The 19,679-nt window shown below is 66.5% G+C and carries 16 protein-coding genes; 5 read left to right on the forward strand and 11 right to left on the reverse strand.

The genetic code is table 11. The features are described from left to right. Nucleotides 1-6 precede the first annotated feature (6 nt). A complete protein-coding gene (locus CLU95_RS02425) occupies nt 7-816 on the forward strand; it encodes an outer membrane protein assembly factor BamD (RefSeq protein ID WP_099790080.1) in 810 nt (269 codons plus the stop codon). A gap of 30 nt (nt 817-846) precedes the next feature. Here CLU95_RS02425 and CLU95_RS02430 read toward each other — a convergent pair whose 3' ends face one another. Together CLU95_RS02430 and CLU95_RS02435 are read right to left on the reverse strand one after the other, a co-directional pair. Beyond that, entirely contained in the window at nt 847-2,931 is a 2,085-nt protein-coding gene (locus CLU95_RS02430) for an ATP-dependent DNA helicase (RefSeq protein WP_373668078.1), read from the reverse strand. Then, nucleotides 2,931-3,137, reverse strand: coding sequence for a YdcH family protein (locus tag CLU95_RS02435; protein ID WP_099790084.1), 207 nt, complete (start codon nt 3,135-3,137; stop codon nt 2,931-2,933). The genes CLU95_RS02430 and CLU95_RS02435 overlap by 1 nt, the downstream gene beginning before the upstream one ends. A gap of 107 nt (nt 3,138-3,244) precedes the next feature. On the opposite strand from CLU95_RS02435, the gene CLU95_RS02440 reads away from it, so the two are divergent. Next, nucleotides 3,245-4,021 (forward strand): PP2C family protein-serine/threonine phosphatase, encoded by a 777-nt coding sequence (locus tag CLU95_RS02440; protein WP_099790086.1) that lies wholly within the window; start codon nt 3,245-3,247, stop codon nt 4,019-4,021. Between the two features lie 15 nt (nt 4,022-4,036). On the opposite strand, the gene CLU95_RS02445 is transcribed toward CLU95_RS02440, so the two are convergent. The 8 genes from CLU95_RS02445 to CLU95_RS02480 all read right to left on the reverse strand — a co-directional run bounded on the left by CLU95_RS02445 (nt 4,037) and on the right by CLU95_RS02480 (nt 15,071). Continuing rightward, nucleotides 4,037-4,684 (reverse strand): hypothetical protein, encoded by a 648-nt coding sequence (locus CLU95_RS02445; protein WP_099790088.1) that lies wholly within the window; start codon nt 4,682-4,684, stop codon nt 4,037-4,039. Next, on the reverse strand, nt 4,681-5,778 hold the full coding sequence (gene zapE / locus CLU95_RS02450) for a cell division protein ZapE (protein WP_099790090.1): 1,098 nt from the start codon (nt 5,776-5,778) through the stop codon (nt 4,681-4,683). Before zapE ends, CLU95_RS02445 begins: the two co-directional genes overlap by 4 nt. 82 nt (nt 5,779-5,860) lie before the next feature. Then, the gene (lpdA, locus tag CLU95_RS02455) at nt 5,861-7,291 is read right to left on the reverse strand and encodes a dihydrolipoyl dehydrogenase (RefSeq protein ID WP_099790092.1); all 1,431 of its coding nucleotides are present in this window, start codon (nt 7,289-7,291) and stop codon (nt 5,861-5,863) included. Between the two features lie 19 nt (nt 7,292-7,310). Further along, nucleotides 7,311-8,567: a 2-oxoglutarate dehydrogenase complex dihydrolipoyllysine-residue succinyltransferase gene (odhB, locus tag CLU95_RS02460; protein ID WP_099790094.1), complete on the reverse strand. Its 1,257-nt coding sequence runs from the start codon at nt 8,565-8,567 to the stop codon at nt 7,311-7,313. 54 nt (nt 8,568-8,621) lie between these two features. Then, nucleotides 8,622-11,498, reverse strand: coding sequence for a 2-oxoglutarate dehydrogenase E1 component (locus CLU95_RS02465; RefSeq protein WP_099790096.1), 2,877 nt, complete (start codon nt 11,496-11,498; stop codon nt 8,622-8,624). Nucleotides 11,499-11,693: 195 nt separating this feature from the next. Beyond that, nucleotides 11,694-13,607 carry a propionate--CoA ligase gene (locus tag CLU95_RS02470; RefSeq protein WP_099790098.1) on the reverse strand — a complete coding sequence of 638 codons (1,914 nt, stop codon included), beginning with the start codon at nt 13,605-13,607 and terminating at the stop codon, nt 11,694-11,696. 159 nt (nt 13,608-13,766) lie between these two features. Beyond that, on the reverse strand, nt 13,767-14,372 hold the full coding sequence (locus CLU95_RS02475) for an isochorismatase family protein (protein WP_099790100.1): 606 nt from the start codon (nt 14,370-14,372) through the stop codon (nt 13,767-13,769). 12 nt (nt 14,373-14,384) lie between these two features. After that, entirely contained in the window at nt 14,385-15,071 is a 687-nt protein-coding gene (locus CLU95_RS02480; protein WP_099790102.1) for a TetR/AcrR family transcriptional regulator, read from the reverse strand. A gap of 127 nt (nt 15,072-15,198) precedes the next feature. On the opposite strand from CLU95_RS02480, the gene CLU95_RS02485 reads away from it, so the two are divergent. Both CLU95_RS02485 and CLU95_RS02490 read left to right on the forward strand, forming a co-directional pair. Then, nucleotides 15,199-16,833, forward strand: a complete 1,635-nt coding sequence (locus CLU95_RS02485) for a 4-hydroxyphenylacetate 3-hydroxylase family protein (protein WP_099790104.1) — start codon at nt 15,199-15,201, stop codon at nt 16,831-16,833. A gap of 10 nt (nt 16,834-16,843) precedes the next feature. Further along, nucleotides 16,844-17,644, forward strand: coding sequence for an alpha/beta fold hydrolase (locus tag CLU95_RS02490; RefSeq protein WP_099790106.1), 801 nt, complete (start codon nt 16,844-16,846; stop codon nt 17,642-17,644). Between the two features lie 8 nt (nt 17,645-17,652). On the opposite strand, the gene CLU95_RS02495 is transcribed toward CLU95_RS02490, so the two are convergent. After that, nucleotides 17,653-18,705: a PQQ-dependent sugar dehydrogenase gene (locus CLU95_RS02495; RefSeq protein ID WP_257214786.1), complete on the reverse strand. Its 1,053-nt coding sequence runs from the start codon at nt 18,703-18,705 to the stop codon at nt 17,653-17,655. A gap of 322 nt (nt 18,706-19,027) precedes the next feature. Here CLU95_RS02495 and CLU95_RS02500 point away from each other — a divergent pair, with 322 nt between their 5' ends. Then, entirely contained in the window at nt 19,028-19,603 is a 576-nt protein-coding gene (locus tag CLU95_RS02500; RefSeq protein WP_099790110.1) for a C40 family peptidase, read from the forward strand. Nucleotides 19,604-19,679 lie beyond the last annotated feature (76 nt).

Raw genomic sequence — 19,679 nt, forward strand, 5'->3', positions numbered from 1 at the left:
TATGTGATGTTTCGCGCCAAATTATCGGTCCCTGCCTGGATCGCGCTCAGCGCGGCGGCCCTTCTCGTCGCCGGTTGCGGTTCCACCACCAAGGAAGACAAGACCGCGAACTGGAGCCCCAACCGCATCTACTCGGAAGCCAAGGACGAAGTCGGCTCCGGCGCCTACGACAAGGCGGTGCCACTGTACGAGAAGCTCGAAGGCCGTGCCGCCGGCACGCCGCTGGCCCAGCAGGCCCAGCTCGAAAAGGCCTACGCCCAGCACAAGGCCGGCGAAAAGGCCAATGCCGTCGCCACGCTCGATCGCTTCATGAAGCTGCATCCGGCCAGCCCGGCGTTCGACTACGCGCTCTACCTGAAGGGCGTGATCAACTTCAACGACGACCTGGGCATGTTTGCGTTCCTGACGCGCCAGGACCTGTCCGAGCGCGACCAGAAGGCTGCCAAGGAATCGTTCGAGTCCTTCCGCGACCTCGTGACGCGCTTCCCCGAGTCGCGCTATGCGCCCGACGCGCGCCAGCGCATGAACTACATCGTGAACTCGCTCGCGCAGTACGAGGTTCACGTGGCCCGCTACTACTACTCGCGTGGCGCCTACCTGGCAGCCATCAACCGGGCGCAGATCGCGCTGGCCGACTACCGCGAAGTGCCGGCGCTCGAAGAAGCCCTGTACATCATGGTGAAGTCGTACGATGCGCTCGGCATGAAGGACCTGCGCGACGACGCCCAACGCGTGCTGACCACCAACTACCCGCAAAGCTCCTACCTGGCCAACGGCTTCAAGGGCAAGGACGATCCGTGGTGGAAGGTCTGGTAATCCAGACCCAGCCAGCCACTTCGATCAATATCAGTAGGGTTTCCTGAGCGCGTCGATCGCGCTCTCGAAATCCGCTTCGGTCTCCAGCCGGCGCATCGGCGGCAACGCCGCCAGCAGCCGCCGGCCATAGCCCATCGCCACGAGGCGCGTGTCGCAGATCGCGAGCACGCCGCTGTCGGTTTCTCGGCGAATGAGGCGCCCCGCCCCCTGTTTCAATGCCACGGCCGCTTCGGGCAGCGAGTAATCGCTGAACGAACTGCGCCCCTGCGCTTCGAGCCGCTGCGAGCGGGCCTCCACCAGCGGATCGTTGGGCGGCGGGAACGGCAGCTTGTCGATCACCACGAACTGCAGCGCGTCGCCCGGCGCATCGAAGCCTTCCCAGAACGACGCCGACGCGACCAGCACGCAGCCTGCGCGCCCGTTGCTCGCGCCTTCGCGGAAGCGGTCCATGAGCACGCGCTTGGGCAGTTCGCCCTGCACCAGCACCTCGGGCCGCGCCTCCGTCTGGAGCAACTCGAACTGCTGGCGCATCGCATCGCCGATGGTGCGCAGCGCGCGCAGCGTGGTGGTCAGCACCAGCGTGCGCCCGCCGAGTTCGGCGGCGCCGTGCGCGGCCAGCTTGGCCACCTGCTGGCTGTGCGTGGGATCGTTGGGCTTCGGAAAAGCCCGCGGCACGTAGATCGCTGCCTGTGAGGCGTAGTCGAACGGGCTTTGCACGCGCAGCACTTCGGCGTCGCGCAGGCCGCAGGGTTCGGTGAACCAGCGCAGCGTCGGGTCGTCGCCCAGCGTGGCGGAGGTGAAGACCCAGGCGCGGCGGCTGTCTTCCGGCGGCGGCGGGACGGCACCGTGCTCGGGGTCTTCGTCGTCATCGCCCTCATCCCCGTACGGCAGGTCGGACTCCACAGGCTCGTCGGTCAGCTTGAGCACGCGCTTGCGCATCGCGTCGGCGATGTCGAGCGGCGACTCGATCAGCCGCAGTTGAGTGCCCACGTCGACCCAGCGCACCGAGTCGAGCTCGCACGGCTGCGCGAAACGCGCGGTCCGCTTGGCGAGCTGGCGCGCGCGCTCGTGCAGGCGCACGAAGTCGGGCGAAATCTCGCTCACCGTGTCCAGCCCGTCGGCGGCCTGCACGAAGGCGTCTTGCAGATCGTCGAGCGCGCTCTGCCAGGCCTCGGCATCCACGCCCTCGGGGGCGGGGCCGACCCAGCGCAGCTTGGCGCCCGGCCATTGCTTGCCAACCACCAGCCGCAGCTCGCGCGCCGCGCGTTCGACGCCCGCCACCAGCTGCTGCCAGTCGACCAGACCGCGCGCATGCTGCAGGCCCGCGCCGAGCATGTCGCGCGCGAAATCGAGCGCCTGCCCGCTGCCGAGCTGCGCGCCCAGAAACTGCACGCCGGTCTCGTTGAGTTGGTGCGCTTCGTCGAACACGACGACGCTCACGGTCGGCAGAAGCTCGGCCATGCCGGTCTCGCGCACCGCGAGGTCGGCAAAGAACAGGTGGTGGTTGATAACCACGATGTCGGCCGCCAGCGCCTCGCGCCGCGCCAGGTTGACGTGGCATGACTTGAACTGCGGGCATTGCGCGCCCAGGCAGTTCTCGCGCGTGGACGTGATCAGCGGGATCAGCGGCGAACGTTCGTCGAGCCCCGGCAGTTCGGCGAGATCACCGGTGCGCGTGGCTTTCGACCACTGCTCGATCTTTGCCAGCGTGCGCAGGCTGCCGCGCTCGGGCAGCGAGGCGTCGTGGCGCGCCATGTCGAGCCGGTGCAGGCACAGGTAGCTGCCCCGCCCTTTCAGCAGCGCCGTGCGTATCGGCAGTGCGAAAGCTTCGACGAGGCGCGGCAGATCGCGGCCGAACAGCTGGTCTTGCAGGGTCTTGGTGGCGGTCGAGAGCAGCACGCGCTCGCCGCTCAGCAGCGCCGGCACGAGGTACGAGAAAGTCTTACCCACGCCGGTGCCGGCCTCGACCACAAGGATGCCGCCGTCGGAGATGGTGCGGGCCACGGCCATCGCCATCTCGGTCTGTCCACCGCGTTCGCGGAACTGCTCGGCGGCCTGCGACAGCACCCCGTCCTGCGCGAACGCGTCGCGCACCTGGTTTTCGAGCGGCGACATCACGCCGGCTCTTTCGGGTCGAGCACGTTCTCGAGCCGGGCGATCTGGTCGCGCAGGGCGAGGCGGCGCTTTTTCAGGCGGCGCATCAGCAGCTCATCTTGCGGCGCGCCGTCTTCCGAGAGCCGGTCGATGGTGGCGTCGAGGTCGGCGTGCGCCATGCGCAGCTCGATCAGCTGACGGGAAAGGGAATGAAGATTGGAGTCCAACGGTGGGGGTGCGCGTGCCGCATGGGGCCGCGCGTGTTCATTCGATAATACGTCCTGACACGAACCCCAGAGAAGACAGAAAGCGCGCCTCTGGCGCCCCAGCGCTCATGACCCAAGGCTTTCGACTCGCCGCCGCCACCGGCCTCCACAAGGGCGACCGCCCCTACCAACAGGACCAGGTGCTGTTGATGAGCCACCCACGCACGCCGGGTTGCGTGCTCGGCGTCATCGCCGACGGCATGGGCGGACGCAGCGGTGGGCGCAAGGCGTCCGACCAGGTGCTGATGACCGCGCGCCAGCTCTTCACCCGCTACAGCCCCGAGCGCGACGACCCTGCCGTCGTGCTGCGCCAGTTGCTCGAAGACGCCCACACGGTGATCAAGCTCACGGCGCTGTCGAGCGAGCAGGAGCCACACAGCACGCTGGCCGCCTTCCTGATGACCCCCCAGGGCGGTTGCGCCTGGATTCACGCGGGCGACTCGCGCATCTACCACTTCAACGACGGGGCGCTGGTCAAACGCACGCGCGACCATTCGTACGTGCAGGCGCTGGTCGATCGCGGCCAGATCAGCGAGGCCGAGGCCAACATCCATCCGCAGGGCAACATCCTGCTGGGCTGCCTGGGCATGACAACCACGCCGCCGCCCGTCGATCCGCACCACATTGCCAAGCTGCAGCCGGGCGACCTGCTGATGGCCTGCAGCGACGGGCTCTGGCACTACTTCTCGCCCGAGGAGCTGGCCAGCGTGCTCTACGCGCAGCCGCCGCGCGATGCGGTGGAAATTCTGGTGGGGGAAGCCCGACGCCGTGCGCGCGGCACGGGCGACAACATCTCCATCGCGGTGCTCAAGCTCGACCCGCTGCCGGTAGCGGCAGCGGCCTGAGCGACCACCTCTCTTTCAGGGTGCCGGCGCTGGCAACGGCGCGCCGCGCGGCTTGGTCCGCTCGGCGTTCTGGCGTTCGCGGCTGGCGCGGTGTTCCGCCGCCCGTTTCTGCTTTTCCTCGAAGCGCGTGGTCAAGGCCGGTGCGTCGGCGCGGCGCTGCGCCGTCTTGGCCTGCTCGTCGGCGTGGGCCTTCTGCTTGTTTTCGAACTGGCGCTGGCGCGCGTCCGCATCGGCCGCCGTCGCGGCGCGGCTCGCCGCGTGGTCGGCGGCGCGCTGTTCGCGCTCTTTCTGATCCTGTTGCGACTTTTCGCGCTGTTCGCGCGAATCCTGTGGGCGCTGGGTGGCAGCCTTCTGGTCGAGCTTCTGCAGCTCGGCCGCGCCGCTGCGCTGGCGCTGGATGTCGTTGATCGCGGTTTCCTGCCGCTTGATGTGGTCGGTTTCCTTGCGACGGCGGCTGCGGCTTTCGCGCAGGCAGTCTTCGACCGCGAACTTCGCGTAGCAGGCTGCCCGCTCCTTGGTATAGCGCGACTCGATCGCCTCGCGCTCGGTCGCAAGGCGGCTGCGTTCGGCTTCGAGGTCGGCGCTACCCGCCGCCGCATTGGACTGCGCCCAGAGCGGCAGGCTGGCCAAGGCCAGGAACAGGGCAAGAGCGGTTTTTTTCATGTGAGTCGGGTGTCGACGATGCGGCGTTCCAGGGCGAGGAATTCGCTCGACTGCATTTCGGTGAGCCGGGACACCGTGCGCGGAAACTCGTGCGCCAGCGGGCCCTCGGTGTACAACGCCTCGGGCGGAACCTCGGCCGACATGATGAGCTTGCAGCGCCTGTCGTACAAGACGTCGACCAGCCAGGTGAAACGGCGTGCTTCCGAAGCCATGCGCACGGGCATGTGCGGCACGTCGGACAGCAGCACGGTATGGAACTGGCTCGCGATCTCGAGGTAGTCGTTCTGCGAGCGCGGGCCGCCGCACAGCGTCTTGAAATCGAACCACACCACGCCACCGGCCTTGCGTCGCGCGCGAATCTCGCGCTGCTCGATGTGCAGGATCGGGTTTTCGTCGGCCGTCTCGGCCAGCTTGTCGAAGGCGTGGCGCAATTCCTTCTCGGCCGCCGCGTCGTTCGGCGTGAGGTACATGCGCAGCTGCTCCAGCGTGCGGCGCCGGTAGTCGGTGCCGTTGTCCACGCTCAGCACTTCGAGCTTCTGGTTGAGCAGCGCAATCGCCGGCAGGATGCGGTCGCGGTGCAGGCCGCCCGGGTACAGGTCGTCGGGCTTGAAGTTCGAGGTGGTGACAAAGCCCACGCCGTTGTCGAACAGCGAGACGAGCAGCCGGTGCAGGATCATCGCGTCGGTGATGTCCGCGACGTGGAACTCGTCGAAGCAGATCAGCTTGTAGCGCTTGGAAATTCGCAAGCCCAGCTCGTCGAGCGGGTTCACGGTGCCCTGCAGGTCGCGCAGTTCGCGGTGCACTTCGCGCATGAACTCGTGGAAGTGCAGGCGCGTCTTGCGCCGCAGCGGCACGGCGTTGAAGAACAGGTCCATCAGGAAGCTCTTGCCGCGCCCTACGCCGCCGTACATGTAGACGCCGCGCGGCAGCTCCGGCCGGTTGATGAGCTTCTTCAGCGCATTGGAGCGCCGGGCCTTGTACTCACCCCACTCGGTGGCGCAGCGGTCGAGCGCCTCGACGGCCGCGAGTTGCGCGGGATCGCTCTTGAACCCGCGTGCCGCGAGTTCCGCTTCGTAAGCCTGTTTGACGCTCAAGGGATCGGATCGCTTCAAAAATGGAGAGCCCCGACCGCCCCGCGAGGGTCGATCGGGGCCGGGTTCGCTCAAGAACCGGAGATCAGAAGTTGAGCGTGCGCTTGTCCACGGCCAGGGCCGCTTCCTTGGTGGCTTCCGACAGCGACGGGTGCGCATGGCAGATGCGCGCGATGTCTTCGGCGCTGGCCTTGAACTCCATTGCCACGACGGCTTCGGAGATCAGCTCGCTGGCCTGCGGGCCCACGATGTGCACGCCCAGGATCTCGTCGGTGGTGGCGTCGGCCAGGAACTTGACCATGCCGGTCGTGTCGCCCAGCGCGCGTGCGCGGCCGTTCGCCAGGAACGGGAAGGTGCCGGCCTTGTAGGCGCGGCCTGCGGCCTTGAGCTGCTGCTCGGTCTGGCCGACCCATGCGATCTCGGGGCTGGTGTAGATCACCCACGGCACGGTGTTGAAGTTCACGTGGCCATGCTGGCCCGCAATGCGCTCCGCCACGGCCACGCCTTCTTCCTCGGCCTTGTGCGCCAGCATCGGGCCGCGCACCACGTCGCCGATCGCCCACACGTTGGGCAGACTGGTCTTGCAGTCGTCGTCCACGGCGATGGCGCCGCGCTCGTCGAGCTTGAGGCCCACGGCTTCGGCGTTCAGGCCGATGGTGTTGGGCACGCGACCGATCGAGACGATCAGCTTGTCGACTTCCAGCGTCTGGGCTTCGCCCTTGGCGTTGGTCCAGGCGACGCTCACGCCCTTCTTCGACGACTTGATCTCACCGACCTTGACGCCGAGTTCGATCTTCAGCTTCTGCTTGTCGAAAGCCTTCTTGGCTTCCTTGGCGATCTGCTCGTCCACGGCGCCCAGGAAAGTCGGCAGTGCTTCGAGCACCGTGACTTCGGCACCGAGGCGGCGCCACACCGAGCCCATTTCGAGGCCGATGACGCCCGAGCCGATGAGGCCCAGCTTCTTCGGCACCGCGCCGATGCGCAGCGCACCGTCGTTCGAGAGGATGTTCTCCTCGTCGAACGGCGTGCCCGGCAGCGCGCGGGCGTTGGAGCCCGTGGCCAGGATGATGTGCTTGCCGCTGATCGACTCTTCAGCGGCGCCTGCCACCTTGATCTCGTAGCCGGCTTCGTCCGCCTTCACGAATGAACCGCGGCCGTGGAAGAAGCTGATCTTGTTCTTCTTGAACAGGTACAGGATGCCGTCGTTGTTCTGCTTCACGACCTGGTCCTTGCGGGCCAGCATCTTCTCGACGTCCAGGCCGAGGCCTTCGACCTTGATGCCGTGGTCCGCAAAGTGGTGGCCGGCCTGCTCGAAGTGCTCCGACGATTGCAGCAACGCCTTCGAGGGGATGCAGCCGACGTTGGTGCAGGTGCCGCCCGGTGCGGGGCCGCCCTTGCCGTTCTTCCACTCGTCGATGCAGGCCACGTTGAAGCCGAGCTGCGCAGCGCGGATTGCCGCGATGTAGCCGCCAGGACCGCCGCCGATGACGACGACGTCGAATTGCTTGTTTGCCATCTGTGTCTTGCTCCCGGGATCAGATGTCGAACAGCAGGCGCGACGGATCTTCCAGCGCTTCCTTCATGGCGACCAGGCCCAGCACGGCTTCGCGGCCGTCGATGATGCGGTGGTCGTAACTCATGGCGAGGTAGTTCATCGGGCGAACGACGATCTGGCCGTTTTCGACCACGGCGCGGTCCTTGGTGGCGTGCACGCCGAGGATGGCCGACTGGGGCGGGTTGATGATCGGGGTCGAGAGCATCGAGCCGAAGGTGCCGCCGTTCGAGATGGAGAACGTGCCGCCGGTCATTTCTTCAATGCCCAGCTTGCCGTCTTGGGCCTTCTTGCCGTACTCGGCGATCTTCTTCTCGATGTCGGCGAAGCTCATCTGGTCGGCATTGCGCAGGATGGGCACCACCAGGCCGCGCGGCGAACCGACGGCGATACCGATGTCGAAGTAGCCGTGGTACAGGATGTCGTTGCCGTCGACCGAGGCGTTGAGCACCGGGTACTTCTTCAGCGCGTGCACCGCAGCCTTCACGAAGAAGCTCATGAAGCCGAGCTTCACGCCGTGTTCCTTGGTGAACGCGTCCTGGAACTTCTTGCGCAGGTCCATGACCGGGGCCATGTTCACTTCGTTGAAGGTCGTGAGGATGGCGTTGGTCGATTGCGATTGCAGCAAGCGCTCGGCGATGCGGGCGCGCAGGCGGCTCATCGGCACGCGCTGTTCCGGACGCTCGCCCAGGTCAGGCGCGGCAGGTGCAGCCACCTGTTGCAGCGCGGGCTTGGCAGCCGGTGCGGCGATGGCGGCGGCAGGCTTGGCGCCGGCAGCCACTGCGCCGAGCACGTCACCCTTGGTCACGCGGCCATCTTTGCCCGTGCCGGCCACGTCGCTGGTCTTCAGGTTGTTGTCGGCCAGCAGCTTGGCAGCGGCGGGCATGGCGACGTCGGACTTCGAACCACCGGTGGCGGCGGCTGCCGCTGCGGGTGCAGCAGCGGCCGGTGCGGCGGCGGGGGCTGCTGCTGCAGCGGGTGCTGCGGCGGCGGCCTTGCCATCGGTGTCGATCTTGGCGATCAGCTGCTCGGCCACCACGGTGGCGCCGTCGGGCTGAACGATCTCGACCAGCACGCCGGCCGAGGGCGCGGGCACTTCGAGCACGACCTTGTCGGTTTCGATCTCGATCAGGATTTCATCGACGGCGACGGCTTCGCCGGCTTTCTTCTTCCACGTGAGCATGGTGGCCTCGGCCACGGATTCGGAAAGCTGGGGGACTTTGACTTCTACGATAGACATTTGGAGTGAGCTCCGTTTTGTTCTTGAGGGTGTTCGTGTGAAAAGGGGCGGTTCTTACTTGGTCAGCACGAAGCCCTTGAGCTTGCCAAATGCGCCATCGACCAGCGCCTTCTGCTGTTCCTGGTGCAGGTGCGAGTAGCCGACTGCAGGCGATGCCGAAGCGGCACGGCCGGAGTAGCCGAGCTTCTGGCCTTCCTGCATGTTTTCGTGGATGTAGTGCTGCACGAAGAACCAGGCGCCCTGGTTCTGCGGCTCGTCCTGGCACCACACGATGTCCACGAGGTTGGGGTACTTCTTGACCTCGGCGGCGAAGGCCTTGTGCGGGAACGGATAGAGCTGCTCGACGCGGATGATCGCCACGTCGTCGGTGCCCTGCTCTTCGCGCTTCTTGGCCAGGTCATAGTAGACCTTGCCCGAGCACGCGATGAGGCGCTTGACCTTCTCGGCCTTCAGGCCCTTGCTGTCGGGAATGACGGTCTGGAAGCTGCCCTTGGTGAACTCGGACAGCGGCGAGGTCGCGTCCTTGTTGCGCAGCAGCGACTTGGGCGTGAGGATGATCAGCGGCTTGCGCAGGTTGCGCACCATCTGGCGACGCAGGATGTGGAAGATCTGGCTGGCCGTGGTGGGCTGCACCACCTGCATGTTGGTGTCGGCGCTCAGCTGCATGAAGCGCTCCAGGCGTGCCGAGCTGTGCTCGGGGCCCTGGCCTTCGTAGCCGTGCGGCAACATCATCGTGATGCCGTTGACGCGGCCCCACTTCACTTCGCCCGAGGCAATGAACTGGTCGATCACCACTTGCGCGCCGTTCACGAAGTCGCCGAACTGGGCTTCCCAGATCACGAGCGTGTTCGGGTCGTTCGAGGCGTAGCCGTATTCGAACGCGAGCACGGCTTCTTCCGACAGGATCGAGTCGATGACGACGAACGGCGCCTGGTTCTCGGCGACGTTCTGCAGCGGCGTGTAGGTGCCGGTGTCGAACTTCTCGCGGTTCTGGTCGTGCAGCACGGCGTGGCGGTGCGTGAACGTGCCACGGCCGCTGTCTTCGCCCGACAGGCGCACCGGGTAGCCACTGGCCACCAGCGAGGCGAAGGCCATGTGCTCGCCCATGCCCCAGTCGACGTTCACGTCGCCGCGGCCCATGGCGGCGCGGTCGTCCAGCACCTTCTTCACCAGCGGGTGCACGGTGAAGCCTTCGGGCGGCGTCGTGATCTTCTCGGCCAGGCGCTTCCACTCGGTGGTCGGAATGGCGGTGTCGCCGGCGTCGGTCCACTTCTTGTTGAGGTACGGGCTCCAGTCGACGGCGTACTTGCTCTTGAAGTTGGTGAGCACGGGGTCGACGGTGTTCTTGCCTTCGTCGAAGGCGGCGCGCTGCGCCTTGACCATGTCGTCGCCGAGCGTGTCGCCCAGGCCTTGCGCGGCCAGCTTGTCGGCGTACAGCCGGCGCGTGCCGGGGTGGGCCGCGATCTTCTTGTACATGAGCGGCTGGGTGAGCGAAGGGGTGTCCTGCTCGTTGTGGCCCAGCTTGCGGAAACAGATGATGTCGACGACCACGTCCTTCTGGAATTCCATGCGGAAGTCGAGGGCGAACTGGGTGGCGAGCACCACGGCTTCGGGATCGTCGCCGTTCACGTGCAGCACCGGCGCTTCGATCATCTTGACGATGTCCGAGCAGTACAGCGTCGAGCGGCTGTCGCGCGGGTCGCTGGTGGTGAAGCCGATCTGGTTGTTGATGACGATGTGCACCGTGCCGCCGGTGGAATAACCACGGGTCTCGGCCAGCGCCAGCGTTTCCATCACGACGCCCTGCCCTGCGAAGGCGGCGTCACCGTGCACGATCACGGGCAGCACCTGCTTGCCCAGCGGGTCGCCGCGGCGGTCCATGCGGGCGCGCACCGAGCCTTCGACCACGGGGTTCACGATTTCCAGGTGCGACGGGTTGAACGCCAGGCTCAGGTGGACCGGGCCGCCAGGGGTGGTCACGTCCGAGCTGAAGCCCTGGTGGTACTTGACGTCGCCGCTGGGCAGATCTTCGGGAGCGGTGTGGTCGAACTCGGCGAACAGGTCGGCGGGCATCTTGCCCAGCGAGTTCACGAGCACGTTCAGGCGGCCGCGGTGGGCCATGCCGATCACGATTTCCTGCACGCCCTTGATGCCGGCCTGGTTGATCAGCTCGTCCATCGAGACGATGAAGCTTTCGCCGCCTTCGAGCGAGAAGCGCTTCTGGCCGACGTACTTGGTGTGCAGGAAGCGCTCGAGGCCTTCGGCGGCCGTCAGGCGGTTCAGCACGTGCTTCTTCTGCTCGGCGCTCAGCTTCGGGTTCGTGCGGGCGCTTTCGAGCTTCTGCTGCCACCAGCGCTTGTGGTTCTGGTCGGTGGTGTACATGTACTCGGCACCCATCGTGCCGCAGTACGTTTCACGCAGGGCATTGAGCAGGTCGCGCAGCGACATGGTCTCTTTGCCGAAGAAGGTGTTGCTGGTGTTGAACACCGTCTCGAGGTCGGCATCGGTGAAGCCGTAGAACGAGGGCTCGAGTTCCGGAATGGCGGGACGCTCGGCGCGCTTGAGCGGGTCGAGGTCGGCCCAACGGGCGCCGACGTTGCGGTAGGCGGCAATCAGCTGCTGGACGGCGGTGCGCTTGCGGCCGAGTTCGGAGTCGGCGCCGCTGGCCTGCACGACCTTGGTCGTGCCCTGCTTTGCCAGCTCGGCAAAGGCGTTGATGACCGGCAGATGGGGGACGTCGCGGGCGCTGGTGCCGTCGGCGGCGGGAACGTTCTGCAGGGCGTCGAAATACGTGCGCCAGTTGTCAGGAACGCTGCCGGGGTTGGCGAGGTAGTTTTCGTACATCTCCTCGACATAGGGCGCATTGCCGCCGAAGAGGTAGGTGTTGCCTTGATAGGCGGTATACGCCGTAGGCGTAGAGGAATCGCTCATGATCCGCTGACCTTCGCTTCCCTGGAGGAAGCACGAGTTGGTTAAGAAACCTTCCGCGACACGGCTGGACCGATTGGCGGATGCGACTGTGGCTGGGGAAGGGCCTGAGTACCTTGGCATTGTGCCACGTCAACCATATGACGACAGAACGCGGCTGCGCAAGGCCCGCAACCCTACCCCGACTCGCGCCTGCGGTCAGGTGGCGGACAGCAACTGTTTGATCTGCTGCAGCGTGGCCGGATCGTCGATGGTGGTCAGATCGCCCGGGTCGCGCTGCTCGCACACGGCCTGGATGGCGCGGCGCAGCAGCTTGCCGCTGCGGGTCTTGGGCAGGCCGCTCACGAAGCGCACGCGCGCGGGCCGCGCCAGGGCGCCGAGCTGGTCGGCCACGACCTTCATGATCTCGCCTTCGAGTTGGAGCGCCGCGTCGGCGTCGGTCACGGCCAGGCCGTCTTTCGGCACGACGAAGGCCATCGCCACCTGCCCCTTGAGCGCGTCGGCCACGCCGACCACCGCCACCTCGGCCACGTTGGCGTGACCCGAGATGCTCTCCTCGATCTCGCGGGTGCCCAGGCGGTGGCCGGCGACGTTGATCACGTCGTCGGTGCGGCCCAGGATGTAGAAATACCCGTCGGCATCGCGGATGCCCCAGTCGAAGGTCGAATAGACCATCTTGCCCGGCACGCTCTTCCAGTAGGTGTTGACGAAGCGCGCGTCGTCCTTCCACACGGTCTGCATGAAGCCGGGCGGCGTCGGGCCCTCGACCACGACCACACCCTTCTCGTTCGGCGCCGTCAATTCCTCGCCGGTCGACTCGTGCAGGATCTTGATGCGGTAGCCGTACATCGGCACGCCCGGGCTGCCGAACTTGCTCGGCTTGGCTTCCACGCCGTTGGCGATGGTGATCATCGGCCAGCCCGATTCGGTCTGCCAGTAGTTGTCGATGATCGGCACGCCCAGGCCGTCGCTGATCCAACGCGCGGTCGGTTCGTCGAGCGGCTCGCCGGCCAGGAAGAGCGCGCGCAGGGTCGACAGGTCGTATTTCTTGAGCAGCGCCGGGTCTTGTTTCTTGAGCACGCGCACGGCAGTAGGCGCGCTGAACATCACCGTCACCTTGTACTTCTCGACCAGGCGCCACCAGATGCCGCCGTCGGGCTGCTGGTCGATGCCTTGCGTGGGCAGGCCCTCGTACATGATCGTCGCCATGCCCGCGATCAGCGGACCGTAGACGATGTAGCTGTGGCCCACCACCCAGCCGATGTCGCTGGTCGAGAAGTAGGTTTCGCCAGGCCGGCCGTCGAAGATGTGCTTCATGCTCGCGGCCAGCGCCACGGCGTAGCCGCCCACATCGCGCTGCACGCCCTTGGGCTTGCCGGTGGTGCCGCTCGTGTAGATCGTGTAGCTGATGTCCGTCGAGGCCAGCCAGGTGCAGGGCACCTGCGCATCCAGGTGCTTTTGCCGCAGTTCGCCGGCCAGGTGGTCGCGGCCGGCGGTCAGCTGCATGGGCGCGAGGCTGCGGTCGGTCAGCAGCACGGCTTCAGGCTTGTACTTCGACAGACGGATGGCTTCGTCGAGCAGCGGCTTGTACGCGATGACCTTGCCGCCGCGCGAGCCGGCGTCGGCGCTCACGACCACCTTGGGCTCGGCGTCCTCGATGCGGGTGGCCAGCGAGCCGCTGGCGAAACCGCCGAACACCACGCAGTGAATGGCGCCGATGCGCGCGCAGGCCAGCATTGCGAAGGCGGCCTCGGGAATCATCGGCATGTAGATGAGCACGCGGTCGCCCTTGCCCACGCCCAGCTCAATGAGGCTGGCAGCGGTGCGCTGCACCTCGGCATGCAGCTCGGTGAAGCTGTAGCTCTTTTCGGTGCCCGTTTCGGTCGACACGAAGATCAGCGCCGGCTGATCGCCCCGATCGGCCAGGTGCCGATCGACCGCGTTGTGGCACAGGTTGGTGGTGCCGCCGACGAACCAGCGCGCGAACGGCGGCTGGCTCGCGTCGAGGATCTGCTGCGCGGGCGTGTGCCAGTCGATCAGCTTCGCCTGCTCGGCCCAGAAGGCCTCGGGCGCATCGACGGACTGGCGGTAGAACTCTTCATAGCGGCTCATCGGGATCTGTCTCCTGTTTTATGGATGCCGTTCCGGGCTCGACGCCGAAACTGAATTCATAATTATGGGGACCGATCTTGCGGGAAGCTGACAGCCGAGGCAATCCAGGCGGCGCCCTTGCCGGGCCGCCCTTCAACAGCAATTCAGTGAATCAGCGGACTAGCGGATCAGTGCCTGCAGGTCGCGGAACGCCGGGTGCTCGGCGGTGCGCAGCCACTCGAAGCCGACCATCTCGGTGGTCACAAGCTCCGCGCCGGCGCCGGCCAGGCGGTCGAAGGCCGCGTCGCGGTTGCGCTCGGTGCGCGAGCTGCAGGCGTCGGTGACGACCCACACATCGAACTCGTCCTCGAGCAGGTCGAGCGCGGTCTGCAGCAGGCAGACATGGGCTTCGCAGCCGGCGATCACGATGGTGTTGCGCTCTTCGGCCGCGGCCGGGGGCTTCTGCAGGTGCTTGGGCAGGCTGCGGGCATTGCCCTGCGGCGCGGTCTTGGCTGGCGGGCGCAGCCATTCGCCAAGCCCCTCTTCCACGCCGCTGAAATGCATCTTGGCCAGCGTCTTGTGGCAGAAGGCGCGGATCTCCGGCAGGTTCTCGCCCAACTTCGACGGGTTCTGCTCGGTGCCCCAGACCGGCACGTCGACCCACTGCGCCATCTGGCCCAGTCGCGCTGCATTGCGCGCCGCCGCTTCGCCTTCGAAGATCGCCGGCATCAGCCGCGCCTGGTAATCGACCAGGACGAGTTGGGATTGCGTGGCGTCGAGCAGCATGGACTTCTTCTTTCAGGTATCGGTTGAACTGGGCTGAACCGTACCACTGAAAAGAGCGGGTTTCACTGCGTCTTCCGCTGTTGCTGCAGGGGTCGATCGCTGTGCCAACTGCGCAAGGTAGGTCTTGAACAGTGCATCGGCCGACTGCTTGAACATGCGGATGCGCCCCGTGTGCTGCATCAGCAGCAGGCCGACGCCGTGCGCGAACAGCGCCGTGTTCTCCTGCTGCGCGAGGTCGGCATCGAGGCCCAACGCCAGCAACGCTTCTTCGCAGGGACGCAGGGCATCGTAGAGGCGGTCGTTCAGTTCGTGATCGAGCGCATGCGTCAGTCCCCGGGGCCGCATGCCATGCACCAGATAGAAGCCGAGGTCGAGGTCGCGCGGGTTCGCCGCGTAGAAATCGAACCAGGCTTGGGCCTTGGCGGCCAGGGTCTGGTCGGGCCGGCGCTCGGACACCGCCACCTCGGCCACGGCGGCCTGCAGGCGCAGCAGCGACTCGTCGAGCAAGGCCGCGTAGATCGCCTCCTTGCTCTCGAAATACGAATAGATGGCGCCCGGCGTGTAGCCGGCTTTCCTGGCGATTTCACGGATGCTCGCGCCCTCGATGCCGGCCTCCGCGAACACCGTGCGGGCCGCGTCGAGCACCAGGGCGCGGCGAGCATCGGTGAGGGTCTGGCGGCGTTGGAGCTTGGCGTGCATGGGCGGGACTATAGCCCGCGATCCGTTCGACGATCAAATTTTCAAACGTTGATCTAAAAATTGAACAGTGTTTAAATTATCGCGCCAACGGTCAAAAAATCCCCACGAGCCCCAGGAGACAACCCCCATGAATGCCCCGCCTTCCGACGCCCTCTTGATGTCCGGCGCCGACTACCGTGAATCGCTGCGCCGCTACACACCCACCGTGTTCGTCGACGGCCGCCGCGTTGCCAGCGTGGCCGACGAGCCCGCCTTCCAGCCCGGCATCAACGCCATCGCCCTCACCTACGACCACGCGCTGAAGTCCGAGTACGCGCCGCTCATGACCGCCGTGCAGCACACCAGCGGCAAGCGCGTGAACCGGCTCTCGCACATCAACACGAGTTCGGGCGACCTGCTCAACAAGCTCGAGGCCGTGCGGCTCGTGTGCCAGGAAACCGGCTGCGCCCAGCGCTATCTGACGCACGACGCGCTCAACGCCATCGCCCAGGTGTCGGCGCGCATCGACGACGCGCGCGGCAGCACCGAGCACACGGCCCGCTTCCAGAATTACCTGCATCGCATCCAGGACCAGGACCTGACCCTGGGCGTCGCCATGACCGACGCCAAGGGCGACCGCAGCCGCCGGCCGCACGAGCAGGCGAACGTCGACAGCTACCTGCACGTGGTCGAGCGCAACGCGCGCGGCATCGTCATCTCGGGCACCAAGGCCATCGTGACCGGCGCGCCCTATGTGCATGAGTTGCTGGTCATGCCCTGCCGCAACATGGGCAAGGAAGACGCCGACTTCGCGGTCTGCTGCGCCGTGCCGCTCGATGCGCCCGGGCTCACCATCGTCGCGCGGCCGGCCGGGCGGCCCGGCGAGAAGCTCGAGCACGGCGACGCCCTCTTCAGCCGCAAGTACGGCCAGAGCACCGGCGTGTGCATGTTCGACCGGGTGTTCGTGCCGTGGGAGCGCGTGTTCTATGCGGGCGAATGGGAGCACTCGGGCCACCTGACCTACAGCTACGCCACGCACCACCGCCACAGCTGCATCGCGGCCCGCGCCGGCTTCGGCGACCTGCTGATCGGCGCCGGCGCGCTGATGTGCGAGGCCAACGGCTTCGACCCCGGCAAGGAGAGCCACCTGCGCGAGCAGATGGTCGAACTCATCACCATCACCGAGGGCTTCTTTGCCTGCGGCGTGGCGGCCAGCGTCTACGGCAAGGCCGACGACCATTGCGAGGTCTTCATGCCCGACCCGGTGTTCAGCAACATCGGCAAGCTGCTGCTCGCCACCAAGATCTACGACATGCACCGCATCGCCCACTACGTGAGCGGCGGCCTCATCGTCACCCTGCCCGGCCCGGACGAAGACCACAACCCCGAGACCGCGGCGCGGCTGTCGGACGTGCTGCGCGCCAACCCCGCCATTCCCTACGAACAGCGCATCGAGACGGCGCGCTTCATCGAAGACCTCACGGCCGGCTACCAGGGCGGCTGGTACAGCGTGATCAGCCTGCACGGCGGCGGCTCGCCCGCGGCGATGAAGCAGGAGATCTGGCGCAACTACCCGGTGGGCTCGAAGGTCGAGCTGGTCGAGCGTTTGCTCGAACGCGGCATCGCGGCCGACGGCACGCCGGCCGCCGCGCCGCACGACCCGCGCCGCGCCATCACGAAGAACCGCCAGCCCGGCAAGTGCTGCGACACCGGCTGCACCGCGCCGGGACAAACCGTGATGGTCGACCTGCCGGTTCCGACCCTCGCTCGCCCAGGCGCCTAGACTCCGGCGGATGCAGACCTTGTCGCTCCTGCGCCGCCGCCTCGCCCCGCTCTTCGGCGCCGCCTCGCTGCTGCTGCTCGCCGGCTGCGGCGGGTTGCGCGCGGCCGATCCGCCGATGGCCACCACGCTGGAAAAGAGCAGCTGCACCCGCAGCGCCGACACGCTGATCGTGCTGCTGCCCGGCGCCTACTCGGCGCCCGAGGAGTTCGTGCGCGAAGGCTTCATCGACGCGCTGAACGAGAACCGGCTCGCGGTCGACACCCTGCGCGTCGATGCCCACATGGGCTACTACCGGAACAAGACCATCCTCGAGCGGCTGGAACAAGAGGTGATCGCGCCGGCGCGCCGCCAGGGCTACAAGGCGATCTGGATCGCGGGCATCTCGGTCGGCGGTTTCGGCGGGCTGCTGTATGCCCAGACGCACCCCGGCGACCTTGCCGGCCTGGTCGTGCTGGCGCCGTATCTGGGCGAACGCGTGCTGAGCCAGGACATCGCCAATGCCGGCGGCCTGTCGCGCTGGCGAGGTCCGCTCGACGCGCCGCCAGGCAGCGACCCGCGCACGCCGAGTGAAACGCAGCTCTGGCAATGGCTGCGCGGCTATGTCGGCCACACCCGCACCTTCGGCGAACGGCCGCCGCTGTACCTGGGCTACGCGCTCGACGACCGCTTTGCCTTCAGCCACCGGTTGCTGGCCGGGGCGCTGCCGGCGGAACGCGTGGTCACGACCGAAGGCGGGCACGACTGGCCCGAATGGCGACGGCTCTGGCAGCGCCTGCTGCCGACGCTCCCGCTGCCGGGCTGCCCCGGCTGAGCCTTCGTTCAGTTCGAACGCAAGCGCAGCAACTTGCCGTCGGACTCGTCGGTGAGCACGTAGAGCAATCCGTCCGGCGCTTGCTTCACATCGCGGATGCGGGCCCGGCCGTCGGCCAGCAGCTTGTGCTCGGCGACGACCTTGTCGTCCTTCAGTTCGATGCGATCAAGGTAGCCGAACTTCAGCGAGCCCACGAAGAGGTTGCCCTTCCAGGCGGCGCCATAGCGGTCGCTGGTCAGGAAGGCCATGCCCGAAGGCGCGATCGACGGCACCCAGTAGTGCAGCGGCTGTTCCATGCCGTCCTTGCGGGTGATGCCCTCGCCGATCTTGCCGCCGCCGTAGTTCTCGCCGTAGGTGATCACCGGCCAGCCATGGTTGACGCCGGCGCGCGGGATGTTGATTTCGTCGCCGCCCTGCGGGCCGTGCTCAGTCATCCAGAAGCGGCCGTCAGGCGCGAGCGTCGCGCCTTGGCTGTTGCGGTGGCCGTAGCTCCAGATCTCGGGCAGCGCGCCCGCCTTGCCGACGAAGGGGTTGTCTTTCGGCACGCTGCCGTCCTTGGCGATGCGCACCACCTTGCCGTGGTGGTTGTCGAGCGTCTGCGCGTCTTCCTTGCGGCTGAAGCGGTCGCCGAGCGTGAGGAACAGATTCCCGTCGCGGGCCTCGACGATGCGGCAGCCGAAGTGCGCGCGGCTCGCGACCTTGGGCTTCTGGCTGAAGATGACCTTCAATGCTTCCAGCTTCGTGCCGTCGGCCGACAGGCGGGCGCGTGCAAGCGCGGTGCTGTTGGCCGATCCACCGCCCGCCTCGGGTTCCGAGTAGCAGAAGTACAGGGTGCGGTTCTGCGCGAAGCCGCTGTCGGCCAGCACGTCGAGCAACCCGCCCTGCCCGCCCGCCGCGACGGGCGGCAGGCCCTGGATCGGTGCGCCCAGCTTGCCGTCCGCCGCCACCAGGCGCAGGCGGCCCGGCTTTTCGGTGACCACGAAACGCCCCTCCGGCAGGAAGGCGACGCCCCAGGGGTTCTCAAGACCGGAGGCGACGGTTTCGGCACGCACCTGCGCCATGGCCGCGCCAGCCAGGCCACAACCCGCGAGCACCACGAGGCTTCCCAGGGAGCGACGAAAGAAGAAATTTCGCAAGTTCATGAAGATTTCCTGAATTTGAGGCCACCTTGACAACAAATGGAACGCATATGTCGACTTTTAAGACTTCAAAGTCATATCGACCGAGGCGTTTACATTCGAATCCTTATGCCGCATAAACGTTCACCGTTACATTTTTTCTTCCGACGGATCGAAAAAGTTCATGTAAATCAATGGTTTACGCACGCATTCAACAATTCAGATTAAATTGACATAACTGCGCGTCATCAATATCCTACGCGCCATGCGTTTTTTCGTCCTACCCGTATCCCTCCTGTTCGCCGTGGCCGTCCACGCCGCCCCCCAACAACAGGATCGGTCGGATGAGATGGACCGAATCCTTGTAGAACGCGGCCTGGTCGGCCAGTTCCATCAGGTTCGCCAGACCGTCGCAGAGCGCACGTCCGACCTCGTCGTAACCGCCATCGGTTTCCTCGGCGTTCCCTACCGCCGCGGCGGCAACACCGCCGAATCGGGCTTCGACTGCAGCGGCTTCGTCCGCGCCATGTACAACCAGACGGTGGGTCACGTGCTCCCGCGCCGCGCCGAAGAGCAAGCCGCCGCCACCGAAAAGATCGACCGCAGCCAGCTCAAGCCCGGCGACCTCGTGTTCTTCAACACCATGCGCCGCACCTTCAGCCACGTCGGCATCTACGTCGGCGAAGGCAAGTTCATCCACTCGCCCCGCTCCGGCGCCCAGGTCCGTGTGGAAGACATGAACGGCAGCTACTGGCAGCGTCGCTTCGACGGCGCCCGCCGCGTGCTCAGCGGCCAGGGCGACGAGGTCAAGGCTGCGGCCATGGCCAACGCCAGCGACTGATTCGATTTCCCGAATCCAGAACGAAAAAAATCCCGCCGCGGCGGGATTTTTTGTGGGCGCTCGATAGCGCCTTGAT

This window comes from Variovorax sp. 54, assembly GCF_002754375.1.
Classification (GTDB): domain Bacteria; phylum Pseudomonadota; class Gammaproteobacteria; order Burkholderiales; family Burkholderiaceae_C; genus Variovorax.

Coding starts and splice junctions, on each gene's coding strand:
- CLU95_RS02445 (WP_099790088.1), bottom strand. CDS start 4,684: ATGAAAAAAACCGCTCTTGCCCTGTTCCTGGCCTTGGCCAGCCTGCCG.
- CLU95_RS02480 (WP_099790102.1), bottom strand. CDS start 15,071: ATGCACGCCAAGCTCCAACGCCGCCAGACCCTCACCGATGCTCGCCGC.
- CLU95_RS02485 (WP_099790104.1), top strand. CDS start 15,199: ATGAATGCCCCGCCTTCCGACGCCCTCTTGATGTCCGGCGCCGACTAC.
- CLU95_RS02430 (WP_373668078.1), bottom strand. CDS start 2,931: ATGTCGCCGCTCGAAAACCAGGTGCGCGACGCGTTCGCGCAGGACGGG.
- CLU95_RS02440 (WP_099790086.1), top strand. CDS start 3,245: ATGACCCAAGGCTTTCGACTCGCCGCCGCCACCGGCCTCCACAAGGGC.
- CLU95_RS02425 (WP_099790080.1), top strand. CDS start 7: ATGTTTCGCGCCAAATTATCGGTCCCTGCCTGGATCGCGCTCAGCGCG.
- CLU95_RS02465 (WP_099790096.1), bottom strand. CDS start 11,498: ATGAGCGATTCCTCTACGCCTACGGCGTATACCGCCTATCAAGGCAAC.
- CLU95_RS02470 (WP_099790098.1), bottom strand. CDS start 13,607: ATGAGCCGCTATGAAGAGTTCTACCGCCAGTCCGTCGATGCGCCCGAG.
- CLU95_RS02495 (WP_257214786.1), bottom strand. CDS start 18,705: ATGGCGCAGGTGCGTGCCGAAACCGTCGCCTCCGGTCTTGAGAACCCC.
- CLU95_RS02490 (WP_099790106.1), top strand. CDS start 16,844: ATGCAGACCTTGTCGCTCCTGCGCCGCCGCCTCGCCCCGCTCTTCGGC.
- lpdA (WP_099790092.1), bottom strand. CDS start 7,291: ATGGCAAACAAGCAATTCGACGTCGTCGTCATCGGCGGCGGTCCTGGC.
- odhB (WP_099790094.1), bottom strand. CDS start 8,567: ATGTCTATCGTAGAAGTCAAAGTCCCCCAGCTTTCCGAATCCGTGGCC.
- CLU95_RS02500 (WP_099790110.1), top strand. CDS start 19,028: ATGCGTTTTTTCGTCCTACCCGTATCCCTCCTGTTCGCCGTGGCCGTC.
- CLU95_RS02475 (WP_099790100.1), bottom strand. CDS start 14,372: ATGCTGCTCGACGCCACGCAATCCCAACTCGTCCTGGTCGATTACCAG.